Source organism: Pilimelia terevasa, assembly GCF_014647915.1.
Lineage (GTDB): Bacteria > Actinomycetota > Actinomycetes > Mycobacteriales > Micromonosporaceae > Pilimelia > Pilimelia terevasa.
Genome location: NZ_BMQC01000002.1, coordinates 58,023 through 81,620, shown reverse-complemented (window position 1 = coordinate 81,620; position 23,598 = coordinate 58,023). Strand labels below are relative to the sequence as shown.

Genomic DNA, 23,598 nt, shown 5'->3' with positions numbered 1-23,598 from the left:
ACAAATCGCTCTAATACTCTGAATTCGTGCCTAAATATCCATGACCGTGCCCCGTCCAGTCAGGGGATTTCGGCGGCCCGGGCACCGGGTACACCCGTGGGTGCGAGAAGGTGGACGCACGCTTGCGCCCGCCGACGGACCCGTCGACCATGGGCGGACCAACGTGGGGAGGCGGTCGGCGGTGGCGGCTGGAGCGGTGGCGGCGGCGCGGGGCTGCCTGCTCGGCCTCGTCCTCGGCGACGCCGTCGGCGGCGCGGCCGGCCTCGTCCCGGACGCGGGCGCGCTGCCCGCCACCAGCGGCGGTCAGCTCGCCTGCTTCACCGTGGACGGGCTGATCCGGGCCGACGTGCGCGCCGCGCTGCGCGGGCCGCTCGACCCGCCGAGCGCCGTCTGGCGGGCGTACCGCCGCTGGGCCGCCCTCCAGGGCGTGATCGACGCGGACAGCGCCGGGGAGCCCTTCCTCGACGGCTGGCTGGCGGAGGTACCCGCGCTGGCGCAGGTCCGCGGACCGGCGCCCGCCACGATCGCCGCCCTGCGCGCGCGCGGCGACACCCCGGTCGGCGAGACCCCGCCGCAGACCACCCACGGGCCGCGCGCGGTCGTGCGCACGCTGCCCGTGGGCATGTACGCGCGCGCCGGCCAGGCCGCCCGGCTCGCCGCCGACATCGCCGCGCTGACCCACCGCGCGGAGGCGCTGGTCGCGGCCGGCTACACCGCGACCGCCGTGCACCTGTTCAGCGAGGACGCCTCCCTGGCGCACACCGCGACGGTCGCCCAGGAGCGCGCGGTGCGGCTGGGCTTCGGGCCGGTGCCGCAGGCGTTCCGGGACGCCCTGGACGCCGCCGCCGCCCGCCCCGGCGACGCGCGGGCGCTCGCCGGGTGGGCCGCGCCGGGCACGGCCGTCGGCGCGGTGGCCGGCGCGCTGTACGTCGTCGCCTCCCACCCCGAGCGCGACCGCATCCGGGACGCCGTGCTGTTCGCCGCGGCGGCCGGCGACGGCGGGCACATCGCCACGATCGTCGGGGCGCTGCTCGGGGCGTGGCACGGGCCGGAGGCGCTGCCGGTCGACTGGCTGTCGCGGGTGGAGCTGGTGTGGGTCGCGGACCTGCTCAGCCGCGACCTGGTCCGCCAGATCAGCCAGAGCCCGGCCGGCACCGACGGCTCGACGCCGGCCGACCCGTACTGGTGGGACCGCTACCCCGGCTGGTGACCAGCGGCCGGGGCGGGCGTCACACGACCGTCGGCGCCGTCATCGTGAACCGCATCTCCACCGACGCGGACACCGTCTGCCGCGCCGGCTCCAGCTCCGGGGCGCTGATCTCGGCCAGCGCCATCCGGGTGCCGCCGCCGTACCCGCCGGCGGTCAGGCCCGAGTCGGAGATGCTGAGGAGCTGGTCGAGCTGGGCGCCCACGGCCGCCGCGTACTCCCGCGCGCGGACCACCGCGTCGTCCACCGCCGCCCGCCGGGCCGCCCCCGCGATCGGGCTGTGCGGGCGCAGCTCCCACCACGGCCCGTACACGGCGGCGTGCTCGATCCGGCCGAGGGCCACCAGCAGGTCGCCGAGCGCCGCGAAGTCGGTCACCGTGACGGTGGTGCCGAGGCTGGCCACGTACGCGGCCACGCGCTGGTTGTCCTTGGTCAGCTCGGGGTGCACCTGGAGGGCGCTGCTCTCCCGGCGCTCGATGGCCGCGCCGTGCCGGTCCAGCTCGGCGCGGACGTCGGCGGTGCGGGTGTGCAGGGTCTGGAGCGCCGACTCGCGCGTGTCCGCGCGGGTGGTCACCGTCACGGACAGCTTGGCGAGTTCGGGGTCGGCCTCCACGGAGGCCTCGCCGCGGACGGCGACGATCGGGGTCTCACTCATGCCCCGACGCTAGCCGACGGCCGGGCGCCGCGCTCAGCGGTCGCTGAGCCGGCGGGCCGCCGTGACCGTGTCCGCGTCGCTGGCCGTCAGCGCCACCCGCACGTGCGCGCCGCCGCCGGGGCCGTAGAACGTGCCCGGGGCGGTCAGCAGGCCCCGCGCGGCGAACCACTCCACCGTGGAGGCCGCCGGCTCCCCGCGGGTCACCCACAGGTACAGCCCCGCCGCGGAGTGGTCGACCCGGAAGCCGGCCGCCTCCAGCGCGGGCCGCAGCAGGGCCCGCCGGGCCGCGTACCGCTCCCGCTGGACAGCCACGTGCTCCTCGTCGCCGAGCGCCGCGACCATCGCCGCCTGCACCGGCGCGGGCACGATCAGCCCGGCGTGCTTGCGGACCAGCAGCAGCTCGTCCACCAGCGCCGAATCCCCGGCGACGAAGGCCGCCCGGTACCCCGCCAGGTTGGACCGCTTGGACAGCGAGTGCACGGCGAGCACGCCCCGGTGGTCGCCGCCGTTGACCTGCGGGTCGAGGACCGAGACCGGCGTCTCCTCCCAGCCCAGCGGCAGGTAGCACTCGTCGGAGGCGACGACGGCGCCGCGCTCGCGCGCCCAGTCGACGACCTTGCGCAGGTGCACCGCCGGCAGGACCCGGCCGGTCGGGTTGCCCGGGGAGTTGACCCACACGAGCTTCACCCGGGTGTCCGGCCCGAGTGCCGTCAGCGAGTCCGCGCGCACCGGCACCGCCCCCGCCAGCCGCGCCCCGACCTCGTACGTCGGGTAGCTGACCTCGGGGAACACGACGACGTCGCCGGGGCCGACGCCGAGCAGCGTCGGCAGCCAGGCGACCAGCTCCTTCGAGCCGACCGTGGGCAGGACGCCGAAGCCGGGCGCCGCCCGGCACTCGCGCACGCACCAGGCGGCGAGGGCCGCCCGTAGCTGCGGGGTACCGGCGGTCAGCGGGTAGCCGGGGGCGTCGCTGGCGGCGGCGAGCGCCTGCCGCACGAAGTCCGGGACCGGGTCGACCGGGGCGCCCATCGACAGGTCGACCATGCCGTCGGGGTGGGCGGCGGCCCGCCGCTTGGCGGGGGCGAGCTGGTCCCAGGGGAAATCGGGCAGGAGCGCCGAGACGGGGCTCAGTGTTCCCCCTCCTTCGGCGGCTGGCCGGCCACGAACGGCGTGTCCTTCTCGATCTTGCCGACCTTGGAGGCGCCGCCGGGCGACCCGAGCTCCTCGAAGAACTCGTAGTTGGCGTTGGTGTAGTCCTTCCACTGCTCCGGCACGTCGTCCTCGTAGAAGATCGCCTCGACGGGGCAGACCGGTTCGCACGCCCCGCAGTCGACGCACTCGTCGGGGTGGATGTACAGCATCCGGCCGCCCTCGTAGATGCAGTCGACCGGGCACTCCTCGATGCAGGCCTTGTCGAGCACATCGACGCACGGTTCGGCGATGATGTAAGTCACGGGTCTTCCCTTCACGTGCCCGTACGCTGTCGGCCCCGGCCGGGGCGGCCCTGGTGTGGCCGGTCCGGGCGAGGGCGGCCCTGGGGCGGGCCCGTACGCGGGGTGCGGGTCGCGGCGTCCACCGCGACGGCTTCCAGCCTAGTATCCCGCTGCGGCGTCGCGCCCGTCAGGCGTGGTCGGCCGGCCGCCGGAGGGGGTACTGCGATGCTCGGAGACGGCGATGTCGGACATCGGGTGGTGGTGCGCGTCCGGGCGGGGCTGCGCGAGGGGCGCCCGGTGTTCCGCGACCACCTCGGGACGCTGCTGTCGATGTCGGATACGTCGTGGACGATCGCCACCCGGGGCGGGCCCGTCACCGTCGCGCGCGCCGACGTGCACCGGGCCAAGCGGGTACCGCCGCCGGTCAGCGGCGCGGCTTCCGGGCGCCGGCCAGCCGCTCCCGGGCGAACCGCGCCAGACCGCGCGACCGGTGGTCCTGACCCAGGGCCGTGACCGCCCCCGTCCCGACCAGCGCGCCGACCACCGAGACCCCGGCCCACTGCCAGACCTGCTTGAAGAACTCCCCGGCGCCGTAGCTGAACGGCCCCGTACCGCTGAGCAGCGGGCCGACCAGGATCGCCAGCAGCAGGCCGGCGGCGCTGGCCGCGGCGAGGTCCGCGGCCCAGGCGCCGGCCGGCCGCGACGGGGTCCACCAGGCCGCGACCGCGAGGCAGCCGACGCCGACCGCGGCGAGCATCGCCAGGGTCGCGGCGTCGGCCGCGTAGTCGTCGCCCGGATAGCCCCAGCGGACGACCAGCCGGGCCACCACATTCACCGCGAAGAGGCCGCCGGCAATCGCCGCGACCGTCCGCCAACGCTGCGCCATGGCACTGTCTTAGCCGGTCTGCGCCGCCGACGCCAGCCCCCGCGCCCACCGGGGTCCGGTCGGGCCGTCCCGGCGCCGCCGGCCGGCCGGTCAGGCGGGGTCGGGCGCCGCCGGGGCGGGCCGCCCCGCCCGGGTGTCCGAGGAGACCATCAGCCGGTACATCGCCACGCCGAAGGCCAGCGAGCCGCCGATGTTGACCATGATCCCGACGCCGCCGTGCACCAGTACGTCGCCCTCGCTGGTCCGGCCGGCGCCCGCGAGCATGAGCAGCAGCCAGGCGCCGAACCCGACCAGGGCCGGCCAGCGGGCGCCGGTGGCGAGGTCGGCGAAGCGCGGCAGCCGGTAGTTGACGACGACGGCCAGCACGACGCAGAGGAAGGCGGGCACGCCGCCGATCCGCAGCGGTACCAGGACGAGTTCGAGCACCCCGGTCAGTACCGCCAGGGCCACGGTGACCAGCACCCCGGCGACGCGCAGCGCCCGGTCCGCCGGCTCCCGCCACCGCCCCGGCGGCGCGGCCGGCCCGCCCTCGCCGTCGGACCCGGCGGGGTCAGCGTCCTCGGCGCCCCGGGCGCCGTCGGCGGCGGGGTCCGGGGGCGCCGTCGGGTCGCTCACGTGTCCAGTCCGGCGAACAGGTCCGTCTCCCAGCCGTGCGGGCCGGCGCCCGCGCCGGGGGTGCCGGCCGCCAGCCGGTAGTGCTCGACGCCGAGGAAGCCGGCGCCGAAGTTCGTCGCCATCGAGAACAGCCAGGAGCTGGCCGGCACCTGGGTGGCGTGGGCGCGCAGCGCGGCCAGCTTCGCCTCCTGGTGCTCGGGCGCGGCCACCGCGGCGTGCACCTCGGCGTCCGGCGTGCCGAACGGCAGGTCCTCGGCCCGCTCGACGCCCGCGAACGGGTTGTCGCTGGCGCCGCGGAAGTTCTCGATCCCGGCCTGGAGGGCGCTCAGCGGCACCGCGGTCCAGTAGATCTTGCGCGGGGCGTCCGGCCCGGCCAGCTCGGCGGCCCGCATCGCGACCCGGTGCGCCTGGATGTGGTCCGGGTGGCCGTAGAAGCCGTTCGGGTCGTAGGTCACCAGCACCTGCGGGCGGACCTCGCGCAGCACCGCCACCAGGTGCCCGGCGGCCTCGTCGAGGTCGGCCCGCCAGAAGCAGCGCGGGGCGTCGTTGGCGGGGTCGCCCATCATGCCCGAGTCGCGGTACCGGCCGGCGCCGCCGAGGAAGCGGTGGTCGGCGACGCCGAGCGCGGCGCAGGAGGCGGCCAGCTCGCCGATCCGGTAGCCGCCGAGCTGGTCGGCCTCGGCCGCCGCGAGCCCCGCCAGCGCGGGTACGTGGATCTCGCCCTCCTCGCCGAGGGTGCACGTCACCAGAGTGACCCGTGCGCCGGCCGCGGCGTAGCGGGCCATCGTGGCGCCCGTGCCGATGACCTCGTCGTCGGGGTGGGCGTGGACGAACAGAATGCTGCGCTCGCTGGTCACGGGCGCCACTGTAGTCCGGGCCGGGCCCCGTCACCCCGGGTGGCGGGACCGTACCGACGAGTTGCGGTGCCGGCCGTACCGACGCGCCGGTGATGGGGCACCATCGGAGGGTGGACTTCCCGGAGCTGGCGGCAAGAACCCATCGTTTTCGGTACGGCATGGTGCGGGCGGTCACCGTGGCGGCGGACGGCTCGCGCGTGCTGTACCTGCGCGCGGACGGCCCCGAGGACCCGGTCGACCGCCTCTGGGCGTACGAGGTGGCCACGGGCGAGACCAGGCTCGTCGCGGACCCGGCCGCGCTGGAGGCCGGCGGCGAGCTGCCCGCGCACGAGCGCGCCCTGCGCGAGCGGATGCGGCTGGCCACCGGCGGCATCGGCGGGTACGCGGCGGACCCCGGCGCGACGGTGGCCGCGTTCACGCTGGCGGGCCGCCTGCACCGCGCGGACCCGCGCACCGGGGAGGTGACCGCGGTGGCGACGGCCGGGCCGGTCGTCGACCCGCGGCCGGACCCGACCGGCCGGCGGATCGGGTACGTGACCGACGGCGCCCTGCGGGTCGTCGACGCCGACAGGCGCGACACCCTGCTTGCCAGCGAGCCCGGCGAGTCGATCACCTGGGGGCTGGCCGACCACGTGGCCGCCGAGGAGTTCGGCCGGCACCGCGGCTGGTGGTGGGCGCCCGACGGGCGCAGCGTGCTCGCCGCCCGGGTCGACAACACCCGGGTCGCCCGGTGGATCCTGCACGACCCCTCGGAGCCGGACGCGCCGCCGCGGGAGATCGCCTACCCCCGCGCCGGCACCGCCAACGCCGAGGTGTCGCTGCACCTGCTCGACCTCGACGGCGGCTGGGTCGACGTGCGCTGGGACCGCGAGCGGTACCCGTACCTGGTGGCCGTCCGGTGGGCCGACGGCGGGCCGCTGATCACCGTGCTGCGGCGCAGCCAGCAGCACGGCCTGGTGCTGGCCATCGACGCGCGCACCGGCGAGACCCAGGTGCACGCCGAGCTGACCGACACGCGCTGGGTCGAGCCGATCGACGGCACGCCGCTGCACCTGCCCGACGGCCGGGTCCTGGTCGGCGGGGAGCTGCTGCACGACGGGTACGACGCCCGCTGCCTGTTCGCCGACGGCACCCTGCTCACCCCGCCGACGCTGTACGTCCGCCGGGTCGTCGGCACGTTCGAGGGCGATCTGCTGGTCGAGGGCGGCGACGGCGAGCCCAGCGAGCAGCACCTGTTCCGGGTGCGGACCGCGGTGGCCACGGCCGGTGTCGAGGCCCGGCGGCTGACCCACGAGCCGGGCTGGCACGTCGCGGCCGTCGGCGGGGGCGTGCTGGCTGTCGGCCGGGCCTGCCTGGACTACACCGGCGTCCGGTGGACCCTGTACCGCGGCGGCGCCGAGCTGGGCACCCTGCCCGACCGGAGCGCGACCCCGCCCTACGCGCCGCGGCCGCTGCTGGAGCGGGTCACCGACCGGGCGCTGCCGGCGGCCGTGCTGTACCCCTCGGGCCACGTCGCCGGGCGGCGCCTGCCGGTGCTGCTCGACATCTACGGCGGGCCGGGCGGGCAGGAGGTGCTGGCGGTCCGGTCGTGGTGGCTGGCCCGGCAGTGGTTCGCCGACGCCGGACTCGCGGTCGTGTCGATCGACAACCGCGGCACCCCCGGCGTGGCGCCGTCGTTCGAGAAGGCGATCTACCGCCGGATGGCCGACGTGGTCCTGGCCGACCAGGTGGACGGGCTGCGGGCGCTCGCCGACAAACACCCGGACCTGGACCTGGACCGGGTCGGCATCCGCGGCTGGTCCTACGGCGGCTGGCTGGCCGGGCTGGCGGTCCTGCGCCGGCCGGACCTGTTCAAGTGCGGCATCGCCGGGGCCCCGGTGACCGACTGGTCGCTGTACGACACCGCGTACACCGAGCGCTACCTGGGGCCGCCCGAGGACGGCGCGGACGTGTACGCCCACCACAACCTGCTCGACCTGGCCGCCGAGCCGCCGGCCCGGCCGGACGAGGTCAGCCCGCTGCTGCTCACCCACGGGCTCGCCGACGACAACGTGGTGGCCGCGCACACGCTGCGGCTGTCGGCGGCCCTGCTGCGCACCGGCCGGCCGCACGCCGTTCTGCCGCTGCCGGGCGCCTCGCACATGGCGGCCGGCGGGGTCGGGGCGCGCCTGCTGCGGCTGGAGCGCGACTTCCTGGTCCGCCACCTGACGCCCTGACCCGGACGCCCGGCGACCCGACGCCCGCGGCCCGGACGCCCGCGACCCGGACGCTCGCGACCCTGACCCCGCGACCCAGGCGCCACGACCCAGGCGCCGACCCAGGCGCGCCTTGACCCAGGCGCCGTGACCCGGGCGCGCCGCGACGCGGGCGGCGGGGCTCCGGCGGGCGGCGCGCGCGGGGCAGCGGCGGGCCGGCCGGTTCACATAGGGTCGGGCGGTGACTGAGTTCGAGGTGGCAGAGGCCGCCGTACAGGGGGCGCTGGACGCGGGGGCGCGGTACGCCGACGCGCGGGTGATGCACCGCCGGCACGAGGCGATGCACGCCCGCAACGGCGAGGTCGAGCAGCTCCACCAGAGCGAGGACTCCGGCGTGGGGGTCCGGGCGCTGGTCGGCAGCTCGTGGGGCTTCTTCGCGGTCCCGGAGCCGACGACCGCGGGGGCGCGGGCCGCCGGCCGCCGGGCGGCCGCCATCGCGGCCGCGGGCGCCGCCGTGGCCGGCCCGCCGACGGACCTCACGCCCGGCACCCCGGCGGTGGCCTCGTGGGCCTCGGCGTGCGAGGTCGACCCGCTGGAGGTCCCGCTGTCGACCAAGGGCGACCTGCTGGTCGGCGTCACCGCGGCGATGCGGCGGGCGGGGGCCGACCTGGCCACGGCGCTGTACGAGGTCTGGGACACCGCGAAGTGGTTCGTCTCGTCCGAGGGGCACCGGATCGACCAGCGGATCCGCGAGTGCGGGGCCGCCATGTCGGCCACGGCCATCGGCGAGGGCGAGACGCAGATCCGGTCGTACCCCGGCGCCCGCGGCGACTTCCGCACGGCCGGCTGGGAGTTCGTCGACGCGCTGGACCTGCCGGCGCACGCCGACCGGGTCGCCGCCGAGGCGCGCGCGCTGCTGACCGCGCCGGCCTGCCCGGCGGGCGAGACCACGCTGATCCTGGGCGGCGAGCAGCTCGCCCTCCAGATCCACGAGTCGGTCGGCCACGCGATCGAGCTGGACCGGATCCTCGGCTGGGAGGCCGCCTTCGCCGGCACCTCGTGGCTGGACCTGGCGAAGCTGGGCAACCTGCGGTACGGCTCGCCGCTGATGAACATCACCATCGACCCGACGATCCCGGGTGCCCTGGGCAGCTTCGGCTTCGACGACGAGGGCACGGCGGCGGCGGCCCGGTACGCGGTCCGCGAAGGGGTGTGGACGGGCGTGCTGGCCGGCCGCGACTCGGCCGCGGCGGCGGGCCTGGACTACGCCGGCAGCGTGCGCGCCGACGGGTGGGCCCGGCTGCCGATGGTGCGGATGACCAACGTCGGCCTCGAACCCGGGCCGCACACGCTTGACGAGATCATCGCCGCGACCGACGACGGCGTCCTCATGGAGACCAACCGGTCCTGGTCGATCGACGACCGGCGGCTGAACTTCCAGTTCGGCTGCGAGGTCGGCTACGAGATCAGGAACGGCCGCCGCGGGCGGCTGCTGCGCAACCCCACCTACACCGGCATCGGGCCGGTGTTCTGGGGGTCCATGGACATGCTCTCGTCGGAGACGGTGCCCTACGGCACGCCGAACTGCGGCAAGGGCCAGCCGGGCCAGATCGGCCACACCGGGCACCCGGCGGCGCCGGCCCGGTTCCGCAACGTACGGGTGGGGGTCTCAGGATGACGCAGGAACTCGACCACGCCACCCGGGTCCTCGCCGAGGTGGCCGCCACCGGCGGCGGCGAGGCGGCCGTGGCGGTCCGGCGGACGGCGAACGCGCTGACCCGGTTCGCCAACTCGGTGATCCACCAGAACGTCGCGGACGAGACGACCACGGTGCTGCTGACGCTGCACGCCCAGGGGCGGACGGCCTCCGGCTCGACCACGCTGACGACGCCGGACGGGCTCGCGGCGCTCGTCGCCCGCACCCGCGCCGCCGCGGCCCTGTGCCCGCCGGACGCCACCTGGCCGGGCCTGGCGCCGCCGACGCCGCTGACCGGCTCGGCCCCGTGCGACGAGGCGACCGCCGGTGCGGAGCCCGCGGTCCGCGCGGCCCAGGTGCGGGCGTTCGTGGACGCGGCGGGCGGACTGTCGACCGCCGGCTACTGCCGCACCACCGCCCACGTCGGCGCGTTCGCCAACAGCGCCGGCCAGGCGGTCACCGGCGCCGTGTCCGAGGCCGGCATCGACGGCATCGCCCGACTCGGCGGCGCGGACGCGGTGGCCCGGGACGCGGCGGTGCGCGTCGCCGACCTGGACGGCGCGGTCCTCGGGGCGCGGGCCGCGGGGAAGGTGCGGGCGCTGGGCGACCCGGTCGACCTGCCGCCCGGCGACTACGAGGTCGTCCTGGAGGCCGGCGCCGTCGCCGACATCCTGGAGAACTTCGGGGCGCACGGCTTCAACGGCAAGACCTTCGCCGAGCGGCGCAGCTTCGCCGAGCTGGGCGCCGCGCAGTTCGACCCCGCCGTGACCATGGTCGCGGACGTGGCCGAGGGCGGGCTTCCCTTCGACAGCGAGGGCACGCCCCGCGGGCGGCTGGCGCTGGTCGACGCCGGCACCACCGCGGGCGTCGCGCACGACCGCCGCTCGGCCGCGGAGGTGGGCGCCGCCGCCAACGGCTACGCCGTGGCCGGTTCGAGCTGGGGTCCGTTCCCGCTGTACCTGGGCCTGGAGCCGGGGCCGGCCGGCGGCGCCGGGCCGGCGCACCCGGCGGTGGACCCGGCGGCCGCCGCCCTGGTGGCCGGCGTCGCGCGCGGGCTGCTGGTCACCGACTTCTGGTACACGCGGATCCTGGACACCCGGTCGCTGGTCATCACCGGCCTCACCCGCAACGGCGTGTGGCTGATCGAGGACGGCCAGGTGGTCCGCCCGGTGACGAACCTGCGCTTCACCCAGGCGTACCCCCGCGCGCTGGCGCCGGGCAACGTCCGCGCCGTCGGCGGCACGCCGACCCGGGTACCCCGGGAGTGGCTCGGCGGCTGGATGAACTCCCCCGCGCTGCACCTGGCCCACTGGCACTTCACCGGCGGCGCCGCCGGCTGACGCGCCCGCACTCCCACCCGCCCCGCGGATAAGTTAGGCTAACCTCATTCCGCCCCGGCCGACGTCCGCTCCCGGCGTCGCCGCAAGTGAGGTTCTCCACAACCGGGCCCGGATGTGACGTGTGGGCTTTCGTAACCCGTTGGCCACGCGCGAGACTCCCTGCGCACGTCGACCGCGAGTTACGGCGTAACGTGTGCACCGCGCGTCGATCACTTCGGCGCGCTCGCGCGTGGCACGGGGACGCCCGGGCAGTCCGGCCCCCGCCGCGCGCCGCCGGAGATGACAGGCGCCCGCCAGGGAGATGTGACAATGACGACGACGGCAATGCGGCCGAGCAAGGCCCGGCCGCGCGCCGCAATCGCGGCGAAGACACTGCGTACCGACAAGTGGCGGACACCGCCGCTGACCATCGGCGCGATCCTGCTGCTCTTCATCGTGTACTCGACGGTGCGCCTGTTCATGGGCAGGTACTACGTCGTCGGTGACTACGGCTACCTCACGCCACTGTACTCACCGTGTCTGTTCAAGGACTGTGTACCGGCGGCGTCACACTTCGGACAGCCGCTGCCGGCGATGCCGTTCTTCATCCCGCTCGGCGCGATCGTCTTCCCGGTCGTCGCGGGCTTCCGGCTCACCTGCTACTACTACCGCAAGGCCTACTACCGGTCGCTGTGGCTGTCGCCGCAGGCGTGCGCCGTGCAGGAGCCGCACAAGAAGTACACCGGCGAGACCCGGTTCCCGCTGATCCTCCAGAACTCGCACCGCTTCTTCTTCTACCTCGCCGCCGTCGTGCTGGCGATCAACGTCTGGGACGCCCTGCACACCTTCCGGGGCGCGGACGGCCACTTCGGCATGGGCCTGGGCACGCTGATCATCTGGATCAACGTGCTGGCGCTGGCCGGGTACACGGCCTCCTGCCACGCCTGCCGGCACGCCTTCGGGGGGAAGCTGAAGCACTTCTCCAAGCACCCGCTGCGGTACCGGATGTGGGTTCTCATCTCCAAGCTCAACCCGAAACACGGCTTCTACGCGATGGTCTCGCTGTGGACGGTCATGGCGACCGACTTCTACATCATGGCGGTCTCCGCGGGCTGGTTCTCCGACCTCCGGTTCTTCAACTAAGGCGCGGGCACAGATGACTGAGCGAATCGAACGACACCAGTACGACGTCGTCGTGATCGGGGCCGGCGGCGCCGGCCTGCGCGCGGCGATCGAGGCCCGGCTCGCCGGCAAGAAGACCGCGATCATCTCCAAGTCGCTGTTCGGCAAGGCCCACACGGTCATGGCCGAGGGCGGCGCCGCGGCGGCGATGGGCAACGTCAACAGCAACGACAACTGGATGGTCCACTTCCGCGACACCATGCGCGGCGGGAAGTTCCTCAACAACTTCCGCATGGCCGAACTCCACGCCAAGGAGTCGCCGAGCCGGATCTGGGAGCTGGAGACCTACGGCGCGCTGTTCGACCGCACCAAGGACGGCAAGATCAGCCAGCGCAACTTCGGCGGCCACGAGTACCCCCGCCTGGCGCACGTCGGGGACCGCACCGGCCTGGAGCTGATCCGCACCCTCCAGCAGAAGATCGTGTCGCTCCAGCAGGAGGACAAGAAGGAGTTCGGCGACTACGAGGCGCGGATCAAGGTGTTCGCCGAGACCACGGTCACCGAGCTGATCCTCGACGGCGACCAGGTCGCCGGCTGCTTCGGCTACTACCGCGAGACCGGCGGGTTCATCCTGCTGGAGGCGCCCGCGGTCGTGCTGGCCACCGGCGGCGTCGGCAAGTCCTACAAGGTCACCTCGAACTCGTGGGAGTACACCGGCGACGGCCACGCGCTGGCCCTGCGCGCCGGCGCCAACCTGATCAACATGGAGTTCCTCCAGTTCCACCCCACCGGGATGGTCTGGCCGCCGTCGGTCAAGGGCATCCTGGTGACGGAGTCGGTCCGCGGCGACGGCGGCGTGCTGAAGAACTCCGAGGGCAAGCGGTTCATGTTCTCCTACGTCCCCGACGTCTTCCGCAAGATGTACGCCGACACCGAGGAGGAGGCCGACCGCTGGTACACCGACGCCGACAACAACCGGCGTCCCCCCGAGCTGCTGCCCCGCGACGAGGTCGCCCGGGCGATCAACTCGGAGGTCAAGGCCGGCCGCGGCACCAAGGCCGGCGGCGTCTTCCTCGACGTCTCCACCCGGATGCCCGCCGAGACGATCCGCAAGCGGCTGCCGTCGATGTACCACCAGTTCAAGGAGCTGGCCGACGTCGACATCACCAAGCAGCCGATGGAGGTCGGCCCGACCTGCCACTACGTGATGGGCGGCGTGGAGGTCGAGCCCGACTCGGCGCACGCCACCGGCACCGTCCGCGGCCTGTTCGCCGCCGGTGAGGTCTCCGGCGGGATGCACGGCTCGAACCGGCTGGGCGGCAACTCGCTGTCCGACCTGCTGGTCTTCGGCAAGCGGGCGGGCGAGCACGCCGCCGCGCACGCCGACAGCCTGTCGACGCGCCCCAGGGTCGCCGACGCGGCCGTGGCGGACGCGCTGCGCACGGCGCTGGCGCCGCTGGCGAACCCCGAGGGCGAGAACCCGTACGCCCTCCAGTCCGAGCTGCAGGTCGTCATGGGCGACCTGGTCGGCATCATCCGCCGCCGCGGCGAGCTGGAGGACGCGCTGGTCCGCCTGGCCGCCCTGCGCAAGCGGGTCGGCAACGTCGGCGCCACCGGCGGGCGCAAGTACAACCCGGGCTGGCACCTGGCCCTGGACCTGCGCAACATGCTGGTCGTCTCCGAGTGCACCGCGAAGGCGGCGCTGGAGCGGGAGGAGTCGCGCGGGGGCCACACCCGCGAGGACGCCCCCGGCATGAACCCGCAGTGGCGGACGAAGAACCTGGTCTGCGCCCTGGACGGCGACCAAGTCGTGCTGACCCACAAGCCGGTGCCGACCATGCGCCCCGAGCTGATCCGGCTGTTCGACCGGACCGAGCTGTCCAAGTACATGACCGACGAAGAGCTGGCGGCGTTCGACGCTCTTGCCGAGGAGGCGGGCGAGTAATGGGTATCCGCAAATTCCGGGTCTGGCGCGGCGACGCGGCCGGCGGCGAGCTGAAGCACTACGAGGTCGAGGTCAACGAGGGCGAGGTCGTCCTCGACATCGTCCACCGGCTCCAGGCCACCCAGGAGCCCGACCTGGCCTGCCGCTGGAACTGCAAGGCCGGCAAGTGCGGCTCGTGCTCGGTGGAGATCAACGGCAAGCCGCGGCTGAGCTGCATGACCCGGATGTCCACCTTCGAGGAGGACGAGACGGTCACCGTCACCCCGATCCGCACCTTCCCGATCATCCGGGACCTGGTCACCGACGTCGCGTTCAACTACACCAAGGCGCGCGAGACGCCGGCCTTCGCCCCGCCGGAGGGGGTCGCCCCGGGCGACTACCGGATGCAGCAGATCGACGTGGAGCGCTCGCAGGAGTTCCGCAAGTGCATCGAGTGCTTCCTGTGCCAGAACGTGTGCCACGTGATCCGCGACCACGAGGAGAACAAGCCGGCCTTCTCCGGGCCGCGGTTCTTCATCCGCGCCGCCGAGCTGGACATGCACCCGCTGGACGCCCGCGAGGACCGCAAGGCGTACGCCCAGGAGGACATGGGCCTGGGCTACTGCAACATCACCAAGTGCTGCACCGAGGTGTGCCCCGAGCACATCAAGATCACTGACAACGCGATCATCCCGATGAAGGAGCGCGTCGTCGACCGGAAGTACGATCCCCTGGTATGGCTCGGTCGGAAGATCTTCCGACGCGATCAACTGGAGGGCGCGGTGGACAGCTCGGTGGGTCGGGTACACGCGGAGGAGCCGCACGAGGGCGTGCACTGGGGCCGGCCCAAGCCGGCGCCGCAGGCGGCCGCTCTGGGCGAGGACGGCCACATGGACCTGACGGAACTGACGTTCAACCGGCCGGCCGCGGCGTCGCCGTTCGGCGACGACCAGGAGTTCCCGCTGCCGCCGGAGGGCCTGAACTACCACCACAAGGACCGCTGAGGCGCGTCGCGCGCCACGTCAGGGCTCAGGCACCGGGTCTCCCCGGCGCCTGAGCCCTGACGCGTTTCCCGGGGGCGGGCGCGGCCGGCCGCGGCGCTCAGACAGCCAGGTGCGGGGGGAGGGCCGCGACGATGGGCGCGTCCGCCGGCAGCCACGGCACCGTGAGCAGTTCGTCGGCGGCCAGCCAGCGCAGGTCGCTGTGCTCCAGCGCCTGCGGCCGGCGGTCGCCGCGCAGCCGGGCCAGGTACACCTTCAGCACGTAGTCGCGGCCGGCCAGCGGGATGTCGTCGCCGACGCGGTCCCCCACCTCGACGTCGACCGCCAGCTCCTCCTCGCACTCGCGGATCAGCGCGGCCACCTCGCTCTCGCCGGGGTCGACCTTGCCGCCGGGGAACTCCCACATGCCGGCGACCTCGGCCGGCGCGGCGCGCTCGCACGCCAGCACGCGGCCGTCCGCCACAATGGCCGCACCGACGATCACGGGCACGGCTACGGCGTCGGGGCTGCGCGGGCCGGGGAACCGGTCATCACGCGCAGTACGGGCAGTCCTACTGGTGGGCACGTACGACTACATTGCCAGACCTCCCCGGTTCCGGGGAAGTGACATCAGCCGTAGGGCTCTCAGAACACGAAACAACCGGGCATGGACACGCACCGCGCAGGCCGGCACACTGTTAGCACGTTTTCATGACGGTACGGCGACGCCCCCGCATCAGATCTGCCACACCAGATGGATGTGCCACACCAGATGGATGTGCCGCATCAGATCCGCTGCACCCCGGGTCGGGGGGTGCGGCCGCGTCCCCGCGGCCGCGCGGGCGCGCAGCCATCGTAGGGGCCAGCGCCACGCCGTCGGGTCGGCCGTTCGACACACATGTCGGCAGCCGCCCGGAGAGAGGAAGTGGCTGTGCGCGTGCCCTGGAGCGTCAGCCGGCGGCCGGACTACCTCTCCGACGCACTCGCCCTGCTCGCCGGATGGACGCGGCAGGGCCGCGAGATACAGCGGGCGCTGCCGCTGGACGACAGCCAGCACGCCGCCCTCACCGAGCGGATCACGGTACTCGCCGACGTACTCCAGGTACGTCCGCATGTCCACCGCCATGACGGTTGCACACTGATCCGCCTGTTATCTCCCGACGACGCGTTGAATGCGGTGACGGTGGCTATGGCGGCACGAATCGAGAACGCGTACAAAGTCGTCACGGAGACGCCCGAACGCTAGCGGATCAATCGAGATTGATCTTTCCAATAACTGTTTCCCCGCGTACCGTACCGGTGCCAGGAGGTTGCGCCACCCCCGGCGTATCGCCCCGACCTCCGTGGAGGAAACATGCGTTTTCGTGCCTCGCTGACCGCCGGCGCGGCGGCGGTTCTCGCCGTCGCCGTGGCCGGCGTCGTCGGTACCGCCCAGGCGACGCCGCAGTCCGCCGCCGGGCGGCTGGTCCCCGCCGATCCGCCGGCAATTCCCGGCGACGCGCTCATGGCCCACGTCCGGGAGTTCCAGAAGATCGCCGACGCCAACGGCGGCAACCGCGCTCACGGCCGCCCCGGCTTCAGGTCCTCGGTCGACTACGTGAAGGCCGCCCTCGACGCCGCCGGCTACACCACGACCCTGCAGACCTTCACGCACCAGGGCGCCACCGGCTGGAACGTCATCGCCGAGTGGCCCCACGGCGACGCCGGCCAGACCGTGATGCTCGGTGCCCACCTCGACGGCGTCCCGGCCGGCCCCGGCATCAACGACAACGGCTCCGGCAGCGCCGCGCTGCTGGAGAACGCACTGCTGCTGGCCCGGTCGGACGCCAGGCCCGACAAGCGGCTCCGGTTCGCCTGGTGGGGCGCCGAGGAGCTGGGCCTGGTCGGCTCGGAGCAGTACCTCAAGCAACTCGCCGCCGACGACAAGAAGCGGATCTCGCTCTACCTCAACTTCGACATGGTCGGCGTGAAGAACCTCAAGAAGTGGCGGATCTACAAGGAGTCCCCGGATGTCGCCGCCACGTGGAAGGAACACTTCCGCGCCAAGAGCATCACCACTGAGGACTATCAGGCCAGTTCCGATCAGCTCTCATTCAAGAGCGCGAAGATAAAGGTATCGGGCTTCGGCGGCAAAAGCGACGACGCCTGCTACCACAAGGCCTGCGACACCGTCGCCAACGTCTCGGTCGAGACGCTCGGCGTCAGCGCCAACGCCATCGCCGCGGTTTCGTGGAAGCTGGCCGGCGTGAAGACCCCCATCCCCTGACACCCACCCGTTCCGGGAGTAATTCCATGCTGTACCGCACAGTCACCGCCGCCGGCCTCACCACCGCACTGGCCGCGGCCCTGCTCACCACCGGCGCCTGGGCGGGCACCGCCCCGGCGACCGCCCTCGCCGCCGACCCCCCGGCCATCCCCGAGTCGGCGCCGATGGAGCACATCCAGGGCCTGCAGAAGGTCGCCGACGCCAACGGCGGCAACCGCGCCCACGGCCGCCCCGGCTTCAAGGCCTCGATCGACTACGTGAAGGGGCAGCTCGACGCGGCCGGCTTCACCACCACCGTGCAGAACTTCACCCACAACGGGGCCACCGGCTACAACCTGATCGCCGACTGGCCGCAGGGCGACCCCAGCAACGTCGTCTTCCTGGGCGCCCACCTCGACAGCGTGCCGGCCGGCCCCGGCATCAACGACGACGGCTCCGGTACCTCCGCGCAGCTCGCCGTCGCCCTCCAGGTCGCCAAGTCCCAGCTCAAGCCGACCAAGCGGCTGCGCTTCGGCTGGTGGGGCGCCGAGGAACTGGGCCTGGTCGGCTCGGCGCACTACACGAAGAACCTGCCCGCCGACGAGCGCAAGAAGATCAACGTGTACCTCAACTTCGACATGGTCGGGGCCAAGGGCACCAGCACGTGGGGCGTGTACGAGCAGTCCGCGGAGTACAACGCCGTGTGGAAGGACTACTTCACGAGCAAGAACGTCCCCACCCGCAACGTCAACTACGGCGACCGCTCCGACCACGGCTCGTTCCTGCGGATCGGCGTCAAGGTGAGCGGCATCGGCTCCGGCTCGGACTCCTGCTACCACAAGGCGTGCGACACGACGAGCAACGTCGACGCGAAGACGATGGGGATCACCACCAACGCCATCGCCCACGTCACCTGGAAGCTCGCCGGCGCCACCCGCTGACCTGAGCGTGAGAGACCCGGCCGCGGGTGCCGCGGCCGGGTCTCTCACGTTGCGGCTGTTCCCCCTGGTCGAGGCTGTTCCCCGGTCGCGGGTCGCTGCGGCTCCGCCCGGTTCTGCGCGTCCGCGCCGGTGTGCCGCGGCTCCGCGCGGGTATCCGGGGCCAGATCCCGACCGCCGGACCGGAGGGCCGCCCCATGGACGTCGCGCACCTGCTCCGCGAGCTGTACGGCCGCCTGCCCGCGCTGGTCCACGGCGCGGTCGAGGGACTGACCCCCGCCCAGCTCGTCGCCCGCCCGGCTGCCGACGCGAACCCCGTCGGCTGGCTCGGCTGGCACCTGGCGCGGGTCCAGGACCACCACGTCGCCGACCTGCTCGCCGAGGACCAGGTGTGGACGGAAGGCGACCAGGCGGCCCGCTTCGGCCTGCCCGCCGACCCCGAGAACACGGGGTACGGGCACACCGCCCCCGAGGTGGCCGAGGTCCGCCCGGAGAGCTGGCAGGCGCTGACCGGGTACCTCGGGGCCGTGTCCGCCCGCACGGACGCCTACCTCGGCAGCCTGGACACCGGCGACCTGGACCGGGTCGTCGACGCGAGCTGGGACCCGCCCGTCACGCTGGGCGTGCGGCTGGTGAGCGTCGCCGACGACGGCCTCCAGCACGCCGGCCAGGCCGCCTACGCCCGGGGGATCCTCGGGTTCTGAGCCGGCCGACCAGGTCGTCGCGTACAAGCGGCGAGGAAGAACCATTTCTGCGCGCACCAATGCGTCGCCTGGAAACTCGCCAGCGCCACCCGCTGACGTCCGACGGGTGCCCGCCTACCGGGCGCGGACCGGTGTCGCGCGGAGCGCGGCGGCGAGCGCGGCCAGGGTGTCGACGACGGCGTCGGCCCGGGCGGCGGCCAACGCTGCCGCCGCGCCCGGCCTGTCGGCGTATCCGACGGACCGCGCACCGGCCCGGGCGGCGGCGTAGACGTCGGTCACCGAGTTGCCGACGAGTACGCAGTCCCCGGGTGTCAGCCCCAGGTGGCGGACCGCGCCGTCCAGCAGGTGGGTGGCGGGCTTCAGCAACGCCGGGTCCAGGTCATCGTCCCGGGCACTGACGTGCGCGAAGGGAGGCAGGCCGGCGTGCCTGAGGTAGTGGGCCACCACCGCGGTCGACCTGTTGCTGACGATCGCGACTCGGCGCCCGGTACCGGCGGCGGCCGCGAGCACGTCACCGACATGCGGAGTCGGCACCGCCAGGTAGCTCGCGGTGATCTCGAATCCCGCCAGCAGGCCCGCGAGTGCCCGCACCCGGTCGCGGTCCGCCACGTCCGCCGCCCTCCGCAGCAGCTCCAGCGGATCCGCGGCCCGCGGAAGGCGCAGGTCGGCCGAGGCGGGGTCCTCGCGCAGGTGGCACGCGATGTCGTGCGCAGGGTAGGCCCGGAAGAGGTCGCAGACCGACCCGTCGAAGTCCAGCAGCACCGCGGCCGCGCCCCGGGCCACCTCAGCGACCGGGCGCGCCACCGGCCGCCTCTCCACCCGCTGGGGCCACGCGCGCCCCCGGCGCGGGGCACGGTTGCCCCCGTGCGACACGCCCGCCCATCTCCGCACCGGTCATCACCGGCCTGACCGTACTCGGGCGACGTCTCCGCCGCCGTCCCGTGCGTGGGGCTGTGCGCCTTGGCCGGGGCTCAGCGGGTGGCGTGGTGGCGCGCGGAGATGCGGTCGCTCACGGCGTGGCCGAGGATCGAGCCCGCCCCGGTCAGCACGCCCACGTTGAAGATCATTTGCACGATGACGACGGCCCGGGCGAGCTGCCCGTCGGCGTGTACGTCGCCGAAGCCGACGGTCAGGAGGGTCGCGACGGCGAAGTACAGCGCGTCGGTCCTGGTGGCCAGCCCCACGAACTGGCCGGGGTAGGAGACGGCGACGACGTAGTCGGTGAGGGCGAGCGTCACCACGCCCGCCGTGGTGACGGTGAACAGCCGGCTCAGCGACGCCGCCGTGCTCCTGCTGAGATACGCGACGACCTGTCGTGCGATCAGCCACGTGATCAGAACGCCCACGCACAGGGTCACCGCCAACCGGACGACCAACTGCAGGCCGGTGACGCCGGGTTCGACGGGGACCACGTAGTACAGGCCGACGATGAGCGAGGACGTCAGCACGGCCCGGCCGACGGTCACCGGGCCCGCCGGACGCGGCAGTGGCCTCATGCCCCGATTCTGGGCGGCCCCGGCGGCCGCACATACGCAAATGGCCAACTCACTCAGGGCCACAGCGCACCCGGGCGGGCGCGTTCAGACGTTGAAGCGGAATTCCACCACGTTGCCCTCGGCTCCCGACAGGCGTCACGGTGTCGGGAGGAACTCCGAGAGGCGGGTGTGTTCGATCAGGTCCTTCAGTGAGTGGGCGGTGAACACCTTTCCGCGCGTAGCGGTAATCATCTGCCCCATGTCTCCGCGGCGGACACCGAACCCCCGACCGTCGATGCAGGCCACGACCTCGAACGTCGATCGTCCCCCGCGCTCGCGCTCATCGCGCATGGCCGCGAGCCGCAGAATGCGGGAGACCTTGTCCCGGGCCGTGCCGTCATCGCCGGTGATCTTCGCCTCAATGATCACCGTCGGGTCGATCTCGTCGGGCGTGATGAAGTCGGGTGCCTGATCGAAGCCCGGCACGCGCTCGGCGCGCTTGGTCTTACGGAACGGTACCCGCGCGGCCGAAAGCAGGTCCTCGATGGCGCTCTCCATCACATCGCCCACGAGCTCGGACACTCCGTCTCGGTGACTCGCGAACGGCCTGCCGAGGTAGCGCTCATAGAGCAGCACCCCATACGGGATGTGGTTCTGGGAGACGTATCGGACCGAGTCGAGACCCTCCCTGGTGTCGATCTTGTCGAGTCGGTGGATCATGCCGTCCTGGGTCATGTCCACCGCGCCCTCGACCAGAGCATTGCACGCCGCCTGGAGCAACGACGTGACGCGCCCGACCGTTAGTTCTGAGGAGCCGCCCCGAGTGCCGAAGTAGTTTGGGTTGGTCTTCATGCTCTTGTCGAGCCCGCGCGCCCAATTGTTCGGAAACTGCGCGTCCGTCTCCTCTTTGGCCAGGTCCTGCCACTCGGGCGGAGTCACCCCGACGATGGTGCGCAGCACGATGCCGGCGATGGCGTTCTGCCGCAATGCGCTCCAGCATCGATCAACGTCCAGCACCTTGAAGCCATCGGTGTGCTTGCGCAGGGCTTCGTATCCCGCACGGAACTCCGGGTACTCGAGGAAGCTCGCTCCTCTCGGGAGCAGCATGAACTGCGACGTCAGGTCGTCGAAGGTGGATTGGACCAACTCTCTGAGGTGAATCGGGATGTCAGTCGGTTCGACCTCGTAGGGTCGCAACGTGCTCATCTGATGATTTTCTCCTCGGCGGCTCGTACCGTACGTACCCCTTCGGTCGCGATCTTGAATCGCCGCTCGAGCGGCTCATTCCTGTCCCACGTGGCCCGGAGAAGTCGAATTGCGCTCGCCGCGATGTGCCCGGCCTGGAGGCAGAGGATGTCGCCCTCCGTGGGCTCGTGAGGCACCCTGCGCATGGCCTCGACGTCCGCCGCCACCCTCTGCTCCACGCTCCCGATCTGTGAGGACGGATCCTCGGCGCGACAGACAAACACGGAGTCGAGGATCGACGACTTCGTTCCGGCGATGTGAAGCGACGCCGACATCTCTCCTGGGGCAACCAAGGTCGCCGTGCAGGTGAGACCGGCGTCGAGAATCGCGATGATCAGCGGGACGTAGGCCTCCGAGTCGTTGTGGTGGTAAGTGAAGACTAGGGGTGCGCCTGGCTTCATCGCCTCCGACATACGGCAGAAGACCAAGCTGAGACCCCCGGCAAACTCCTGCATGCCGCGCAGGCGCGTCGTGTTGCCGGTCAGCTCGTCATCGGTCCGCGTCGACTCCGCGGCGAACTCGGCGCGCGCACCCATGAATTTGCGAAGCCAGACGTAGCAAAAGTCCATCAGCTCGGCGTACTGAACCATGTCGAAGTACGGCGGGTCCGTGAAGACACCATCCAACGAGTCCGGTCGGAGCGCCAACTCCTGGGACGGTGCTGCCGCGAGCCACGCCCCCTGAGGGGCCGCAGGCGGCTCGGAGTCCATGAGGGGCGCCTCGATGGACTCTTCTTTAATTGGTACCACCCTCTTACGATTGCCGACGTACTCGGTCTCGTAGGGGCTCTTCGCGTACTCCTTGGCCTTCGCGTACTTGGCGACGAAGTGAACGAAGGACCCGGAGCCGACCTTCGGGATGCCGAGAAGGCTGTTCTCGCACGCGAGCAGCGCGACAGGGAAGCCGTGTACGGCAAAGATGTCCTGGCATTTGAGGGCGTAGCTGTCGTAGCGGCACAGCAGGTTCTGGTACCGGAGGAAATCGCTGAATACCGTGGCAAGGGCGTACCTGACCTCTTCGTTCTCGACCCTACCAATACGCTGCATGAGCAGTCCGAGTCCGACAAGCTGGCGGTCGCTGAAGAGCTCGCGCCAGCGCTTGTAGCCCCAGCGGTGCAGGCGGTTGGTCTCATCGCCGGGCTGGACGGCGTCGTCCGGGATCACGAGGTCATCACCCCACTGTTCCAACAGCGCGGACGCTCGCTCGAGCCGGGCGAGGTCGTCTGCGCCCGGGGTCTTGAACTGCCGGCCCTGGACCGTGTGGTAGCAGTTCTCGCACCGGTACTCCATGCCGAACATGCGGTGCTTCGGTGGGTGCTGCAGCAGGGACGCGAACTTGAACCGCTCCCCGCAGTGGCGGCAAGTTGCCGTGCCGCGGCTCGTAGGACGCTCTTTCAGGTCGAAGTCGCACTCGGGGCAACGGGCGGCGTCGCCCTTCTCGACCTCGCGGAGGGCGTCGCAGCCGAGGCAGTGATACACCTCCCGCGGGTGCCGCACGGCCTCCGCTAGCCGCAGACCCGGGAAGAGGTTCACCTCCTCGCCGCAAGACGGGCAGGCGCAAGTCTTGACGTGGTGGAAGTACTTGACCTCGGCAGGCCCCGCGCACTCGGTGCACGTCGTCTTGTACAGATTCCCGATCTGCTCCTCGACGTCGGCGATGACCCGGCTCGCTTGAAGGCGGAAGGCATCCAGGTCAAGAGGGGACACCGCTTGGCGGACGGTCCAAAAGGCCATCGGGTTCACGTCACCGCCGACGATGCTCAGTCCGAGGCGCGCGGCCTCAAACACAGTGGTCCCGCCTCCCATGAACGGGTCGGCCACCACGCCGGGGATCGCATGCCCGGTGAAGTAGCCGGAGGCGAGGGGACCGTCACCGAACTCAGACAGGAGCAGAGAACGGAAGACCGACCCGGGCCGCCGCGCGAACCACTTGTGGATCTGGATGATCGGCCGATACGACTGTTGCACCTGCTTTTCGCGCAGTGCGAGGCGAGCCACAAAGGTCGCGTCGTACCGGGTCTCCAGTCTGTCGCCGGCAACAGGCTCTAGGTCGAGGCCGATCTCGGAAGCAGCCTGGGTCGTCATGCTTGGACCCTCGACGCG

The 23,598-nt window shown here is 72.7% G+C and carries 21 protein-coding genes and 1 pseudogene; 11 read left to right on the top strand and 11 right to left on the bottom strand.

Translation table 11 applies throughout. The features are described 5' to 3' along the window. Positions 1-181: 181 nt before the first annotated feature. Entirely contained in the window at positions 182-1,210 is a 1,029-nt protein-coding gene (locus tag IEY75_RS03345) for an ADP-ribosylglycohydrolase family protein (protein WP_189112695.1), read from the top strand. Between the two features lie 19 nt (positions 1,211-1,229). Here IEY75_RS03345 and IEY75_RS03340 read toward each other — a convergent pair whose 3' ends face one another. The 6 genes from IEY75_RS03340 to mshB all read right to left on the bottom strand — a co-directional run bounded on the left by IEY75_RS03340 (position 1,230) and on the right by mshB (position 5,653). Continuing rightward, positions 1,230-1,862 carry an SIMPL domain-containing protein gene (locus tag IEY75_RS03340; protein ID WP_189112694.1) on the bottom strand — a complete coding sequence of 211 codons (633 nt, stop codon included), beginning with the start codon at positions 1,860-1,862 and terminating at the stop codon, positions 1,230-1,232. 33 nt (positions 1,863-1,895) lie between these two features. Beyond that, entirely contained in the window at positions 1,896-2,993 is a 1,098-nt protein-coding gene (dapC, locus tag IEY75_RS03335) for a succinyldiaminopimelate transaminase (protein WP_229789357.1), read from the bottom strand. Then, positions 2,990-3,316 carry a ferredoxin gene (gene fdxA, locus IEY75_RS03330; protein ID WP_229789313.1) on the bottom strand — a complete coding sequence of 109 codons (327 nt, stop codon included), beginning with the start codon at positions 3,314-3,316 and terminating at the stop codon, positions 2,990-2,992. The genes dapC and fdxA overlap by 4 nt, the downstream gene beginning before the upstream one ends. Positions 3,317-3,719: 403 nt before the next feature. Further along, positions 3,720-4,181 (bottom strand): hypothetical protein, encoded by a 462-nt coding sequence (locus IEY75_RS03325; protein WP_189112692.1) that lies wholly within the window; start codon positions 4,179-4,181, stop codon positions 3,720-3,722. A 90-nt stretch (positions 4,182-4,271) separates the two neighbouring features. Next, the gene (locus tag IEY75_RS03320) at positions 4,272-4,796 is read right to left on the bottom strand and encodes a hypothetical protein (protein WP_189112691.1); all 525 of its coding nucleotides are present in this window, start codon (positions 4,794-4,796) and stop codon (positions 4,272-4,274) included. Continuing rightward, entirely contained in the window at positions 4,793-5,653 is an 861-nt protein-coding gene (gene mshB, locus IEY75_RS03315) for an N-acetyl-1-D-myo-inositol-2-amino-2-deoxy-alpha-D-glucopyranoside deacetylase (protein WP_229789312.1), read from the bottom strand. Before mshB ends, IEY75_RS03320 begins: the two co-directional genes overlap by 4 nt. Before the next feature lie 110 nt (positions 5,654-5,763). Between mshB and IEY75_RS03310 the strand changes: the two genes are divergently transcribed. From IEY75_RS03310 to IEY75_RS03285, 6 genes and pseudogenes are all read left to right on the top strand, one after another. After that, positions 5,764-7,869, top strand: a complete 2,106-nt coding sequence (locus IEY75_RS03310; RefSeq protein ID WP_189112689.1) for a S9 family peptidase — start codon at positions 5,764-5,766, stop codon at positions 7,867-7,869. A gap of 220 nt (positions 7,870-8,089) precedes the next feature. Continuing rightward, positions 8,090-9,526, top strand: a complete 1,437-nt coding sequence (locus IEY75_RS03305) for a TldD/PmbA family protein (RefSeq protein WP_189112688.1) — start codon at positions 8,090-8,092, stop codon at positions 9,524-9,526. After that, positions 9,523-10,884, top strand: coding sequence for a metallopeptidase TldD-related protein (locus IEY75_RS03300; RefSeq protein ID WP_189112687.1), 1,362 nt, complete (start codon positions 9,523-9,525; stop codon positions 10,882-10,884). Before IEY75_RS03305 ends, IEY75_RS03300 begins: the two co-directional genes overlap by 4 nt. 309 nt (positions 10,885-11,193) lie before the next feature. Further along, positions 11,194-12,006: a succinate dehydrogenase subunit SdhC gene (gene sdhC, locus IEY75_RS03295; protein ID WP_189112686.1), complete on the top strand. Its 813-nt coding sequence runs from the start codon at positions 11,194-11,196 to the stop codon at positions 12,004-12,006. A gap of 13 nt (positions 12,007-12,019) precedes the next feature. Beyond that, positions 12,020-13,930 carry a fumarate reductase/succinate dehydrogenase flavoprotein subunit gene (locus tag IEY75_RS03290; protein ID WP_189112685.1) on the top strand — a complete coding sequence of 637 codons (1,911 nt, stop codon included), beginning with the start codon at positions 12,020-12,022 and terminating at the stop codon, positions 13,928-13,930. After that, positions 13,930-14,679: pseudogene (locus IEY75_RS03285) on the top strand (succinate dehydrogenase/fumarate reductase iron-sulfur subunit); the annotation flags it as partial. The gene IEY75_RS03290 and the pseudogene IEY75_RS03285, both read left to right, overlap by 1 nt. A gap of 331 nt (positions 14,680-15,010) precedes the next feature. Here the strand turns inward: IEY75_RS03285 and IEY75_RS03280 are convergent. Then, positions 15,011-15,394 carry a (deoxy)nucleoside triphosphate pyrophosphohydrolase gene (locus IEY75_RS03280; protein ID WP_189113009.1) on the bottom strand — a complete coding sequence of 128 codons (384 nt, stop codon included), beginning with the start codon at positions 15,392-15,394 and terminating at the stop codon, positions 15,011-15,013. Between the two features lie 393 nt (positions 15,395-15,787). On the opposite strand from IEY75_RS03280, the gene IEY75_RS03275 reads away from it, so the two are divergent. The 4 genes from IEY75_RS03275 to IEY75_RS03260 all read left to right on the top strand — a co-directional run bounded on the left by IEY75_RS03275 (position 15,788) and on the right by IEY75_RS03260 (position 18,776). Further along, positions 15,788-16,135 (top strand): pterin dehydratase, encoded by a 348-nt coding sequence (locus IEY75_RS03275; RefSeq protein WP_189112683.1) that lies wholly within the window; start codon positions 15,788-15,790, stop codon positions 16,133-16,135. Between the two features lie 108 nt (positions 16,136-16,243). Next, entirely contained in the window at positions 16,244-17,155 is a 912-nt protein-coding gene (locus IEY75_RS03270) for a M28 family peptidase (protein ID WP_189112682.1), read from the top strand. 26 nt (positions 17,156-17,181) lie between these two features. Next, positions 17,182-18,075, top strand: coding sequence for a M28 family peptidase (locus IEY75_RS03265; RefSeq protein WP_189112681.1), 894 nt, complete (start codon positions 17,182-17,184; stop codon positions 18,073-18,075). Between the two features lie 194 nt (positions 18,076-18,269). Next, positions 18,270-18,776, top strand: coding sequence for a mycothiol transferase (locus IEY75_RS03260; protein WP_189112680.1), 507 nt, complete (start codon positions 18,270-18,272; stop codon positions 18,774-18,776). A gap of 114 nt (positions 18,777-18,890) precedes the next feature. Here IEY75_RS03260 and IEY75_RS03255 read toward each other — a convergent pair whose 3' ends face one another. The 4 genes from IEY75_RS03255 to IEY75_RS03240 form a co-directional block, all read right to left on the bottom strand. Next, entirely contained in the window at positions 18,891-19,580 is a 690-nt protein-coding gene (locus tag IEY75_RS03255; protein ID WP_189112679.1) for an HAD family hydrolase, read from the bottom strand. Between the two features lie 167 nt (positions 19,581-19,747). Further along, complete coding sequence (locus IEY75_RS03250) at positions 19,748-20,272, bottom strand: potassium channel family protein (protein WP_189112678.1); 525 nt, start codon at positions 20,270-20,272, stop codon at positions 19,748-19,750. 135 nt (positions 20,273-20,407) lie between these two features. Continuing rightward, on the bottom strand, positions 20,408-21,457 hold the full coding sequence (locus IEY75_RS03245; RefSeq protein WP_189112677.1) for a hypothetical protein: 1,050 nt from the start codon (positions 21,455-21,457) through the stop codon (positions 20,408-20,410). Continuing rightward, on the bottom strand, positions 21,454-23,580 hold the full coding sequence (locus tag IEY75_RS03240; RefSeq protein ID WP_189112676.1) for a DUF1156 domain-containing protein: 2,127 nt from the start codon (positions 23,578-23,580) through the stop codon (positions 21,454-21,456). Before IEY75_RS03240 ends, IEY75_RS03245 begins: the two co-directional genes overlap by 4 nt. Positions 23,581-23,598 lie beyond the last annotated feature (18 nt).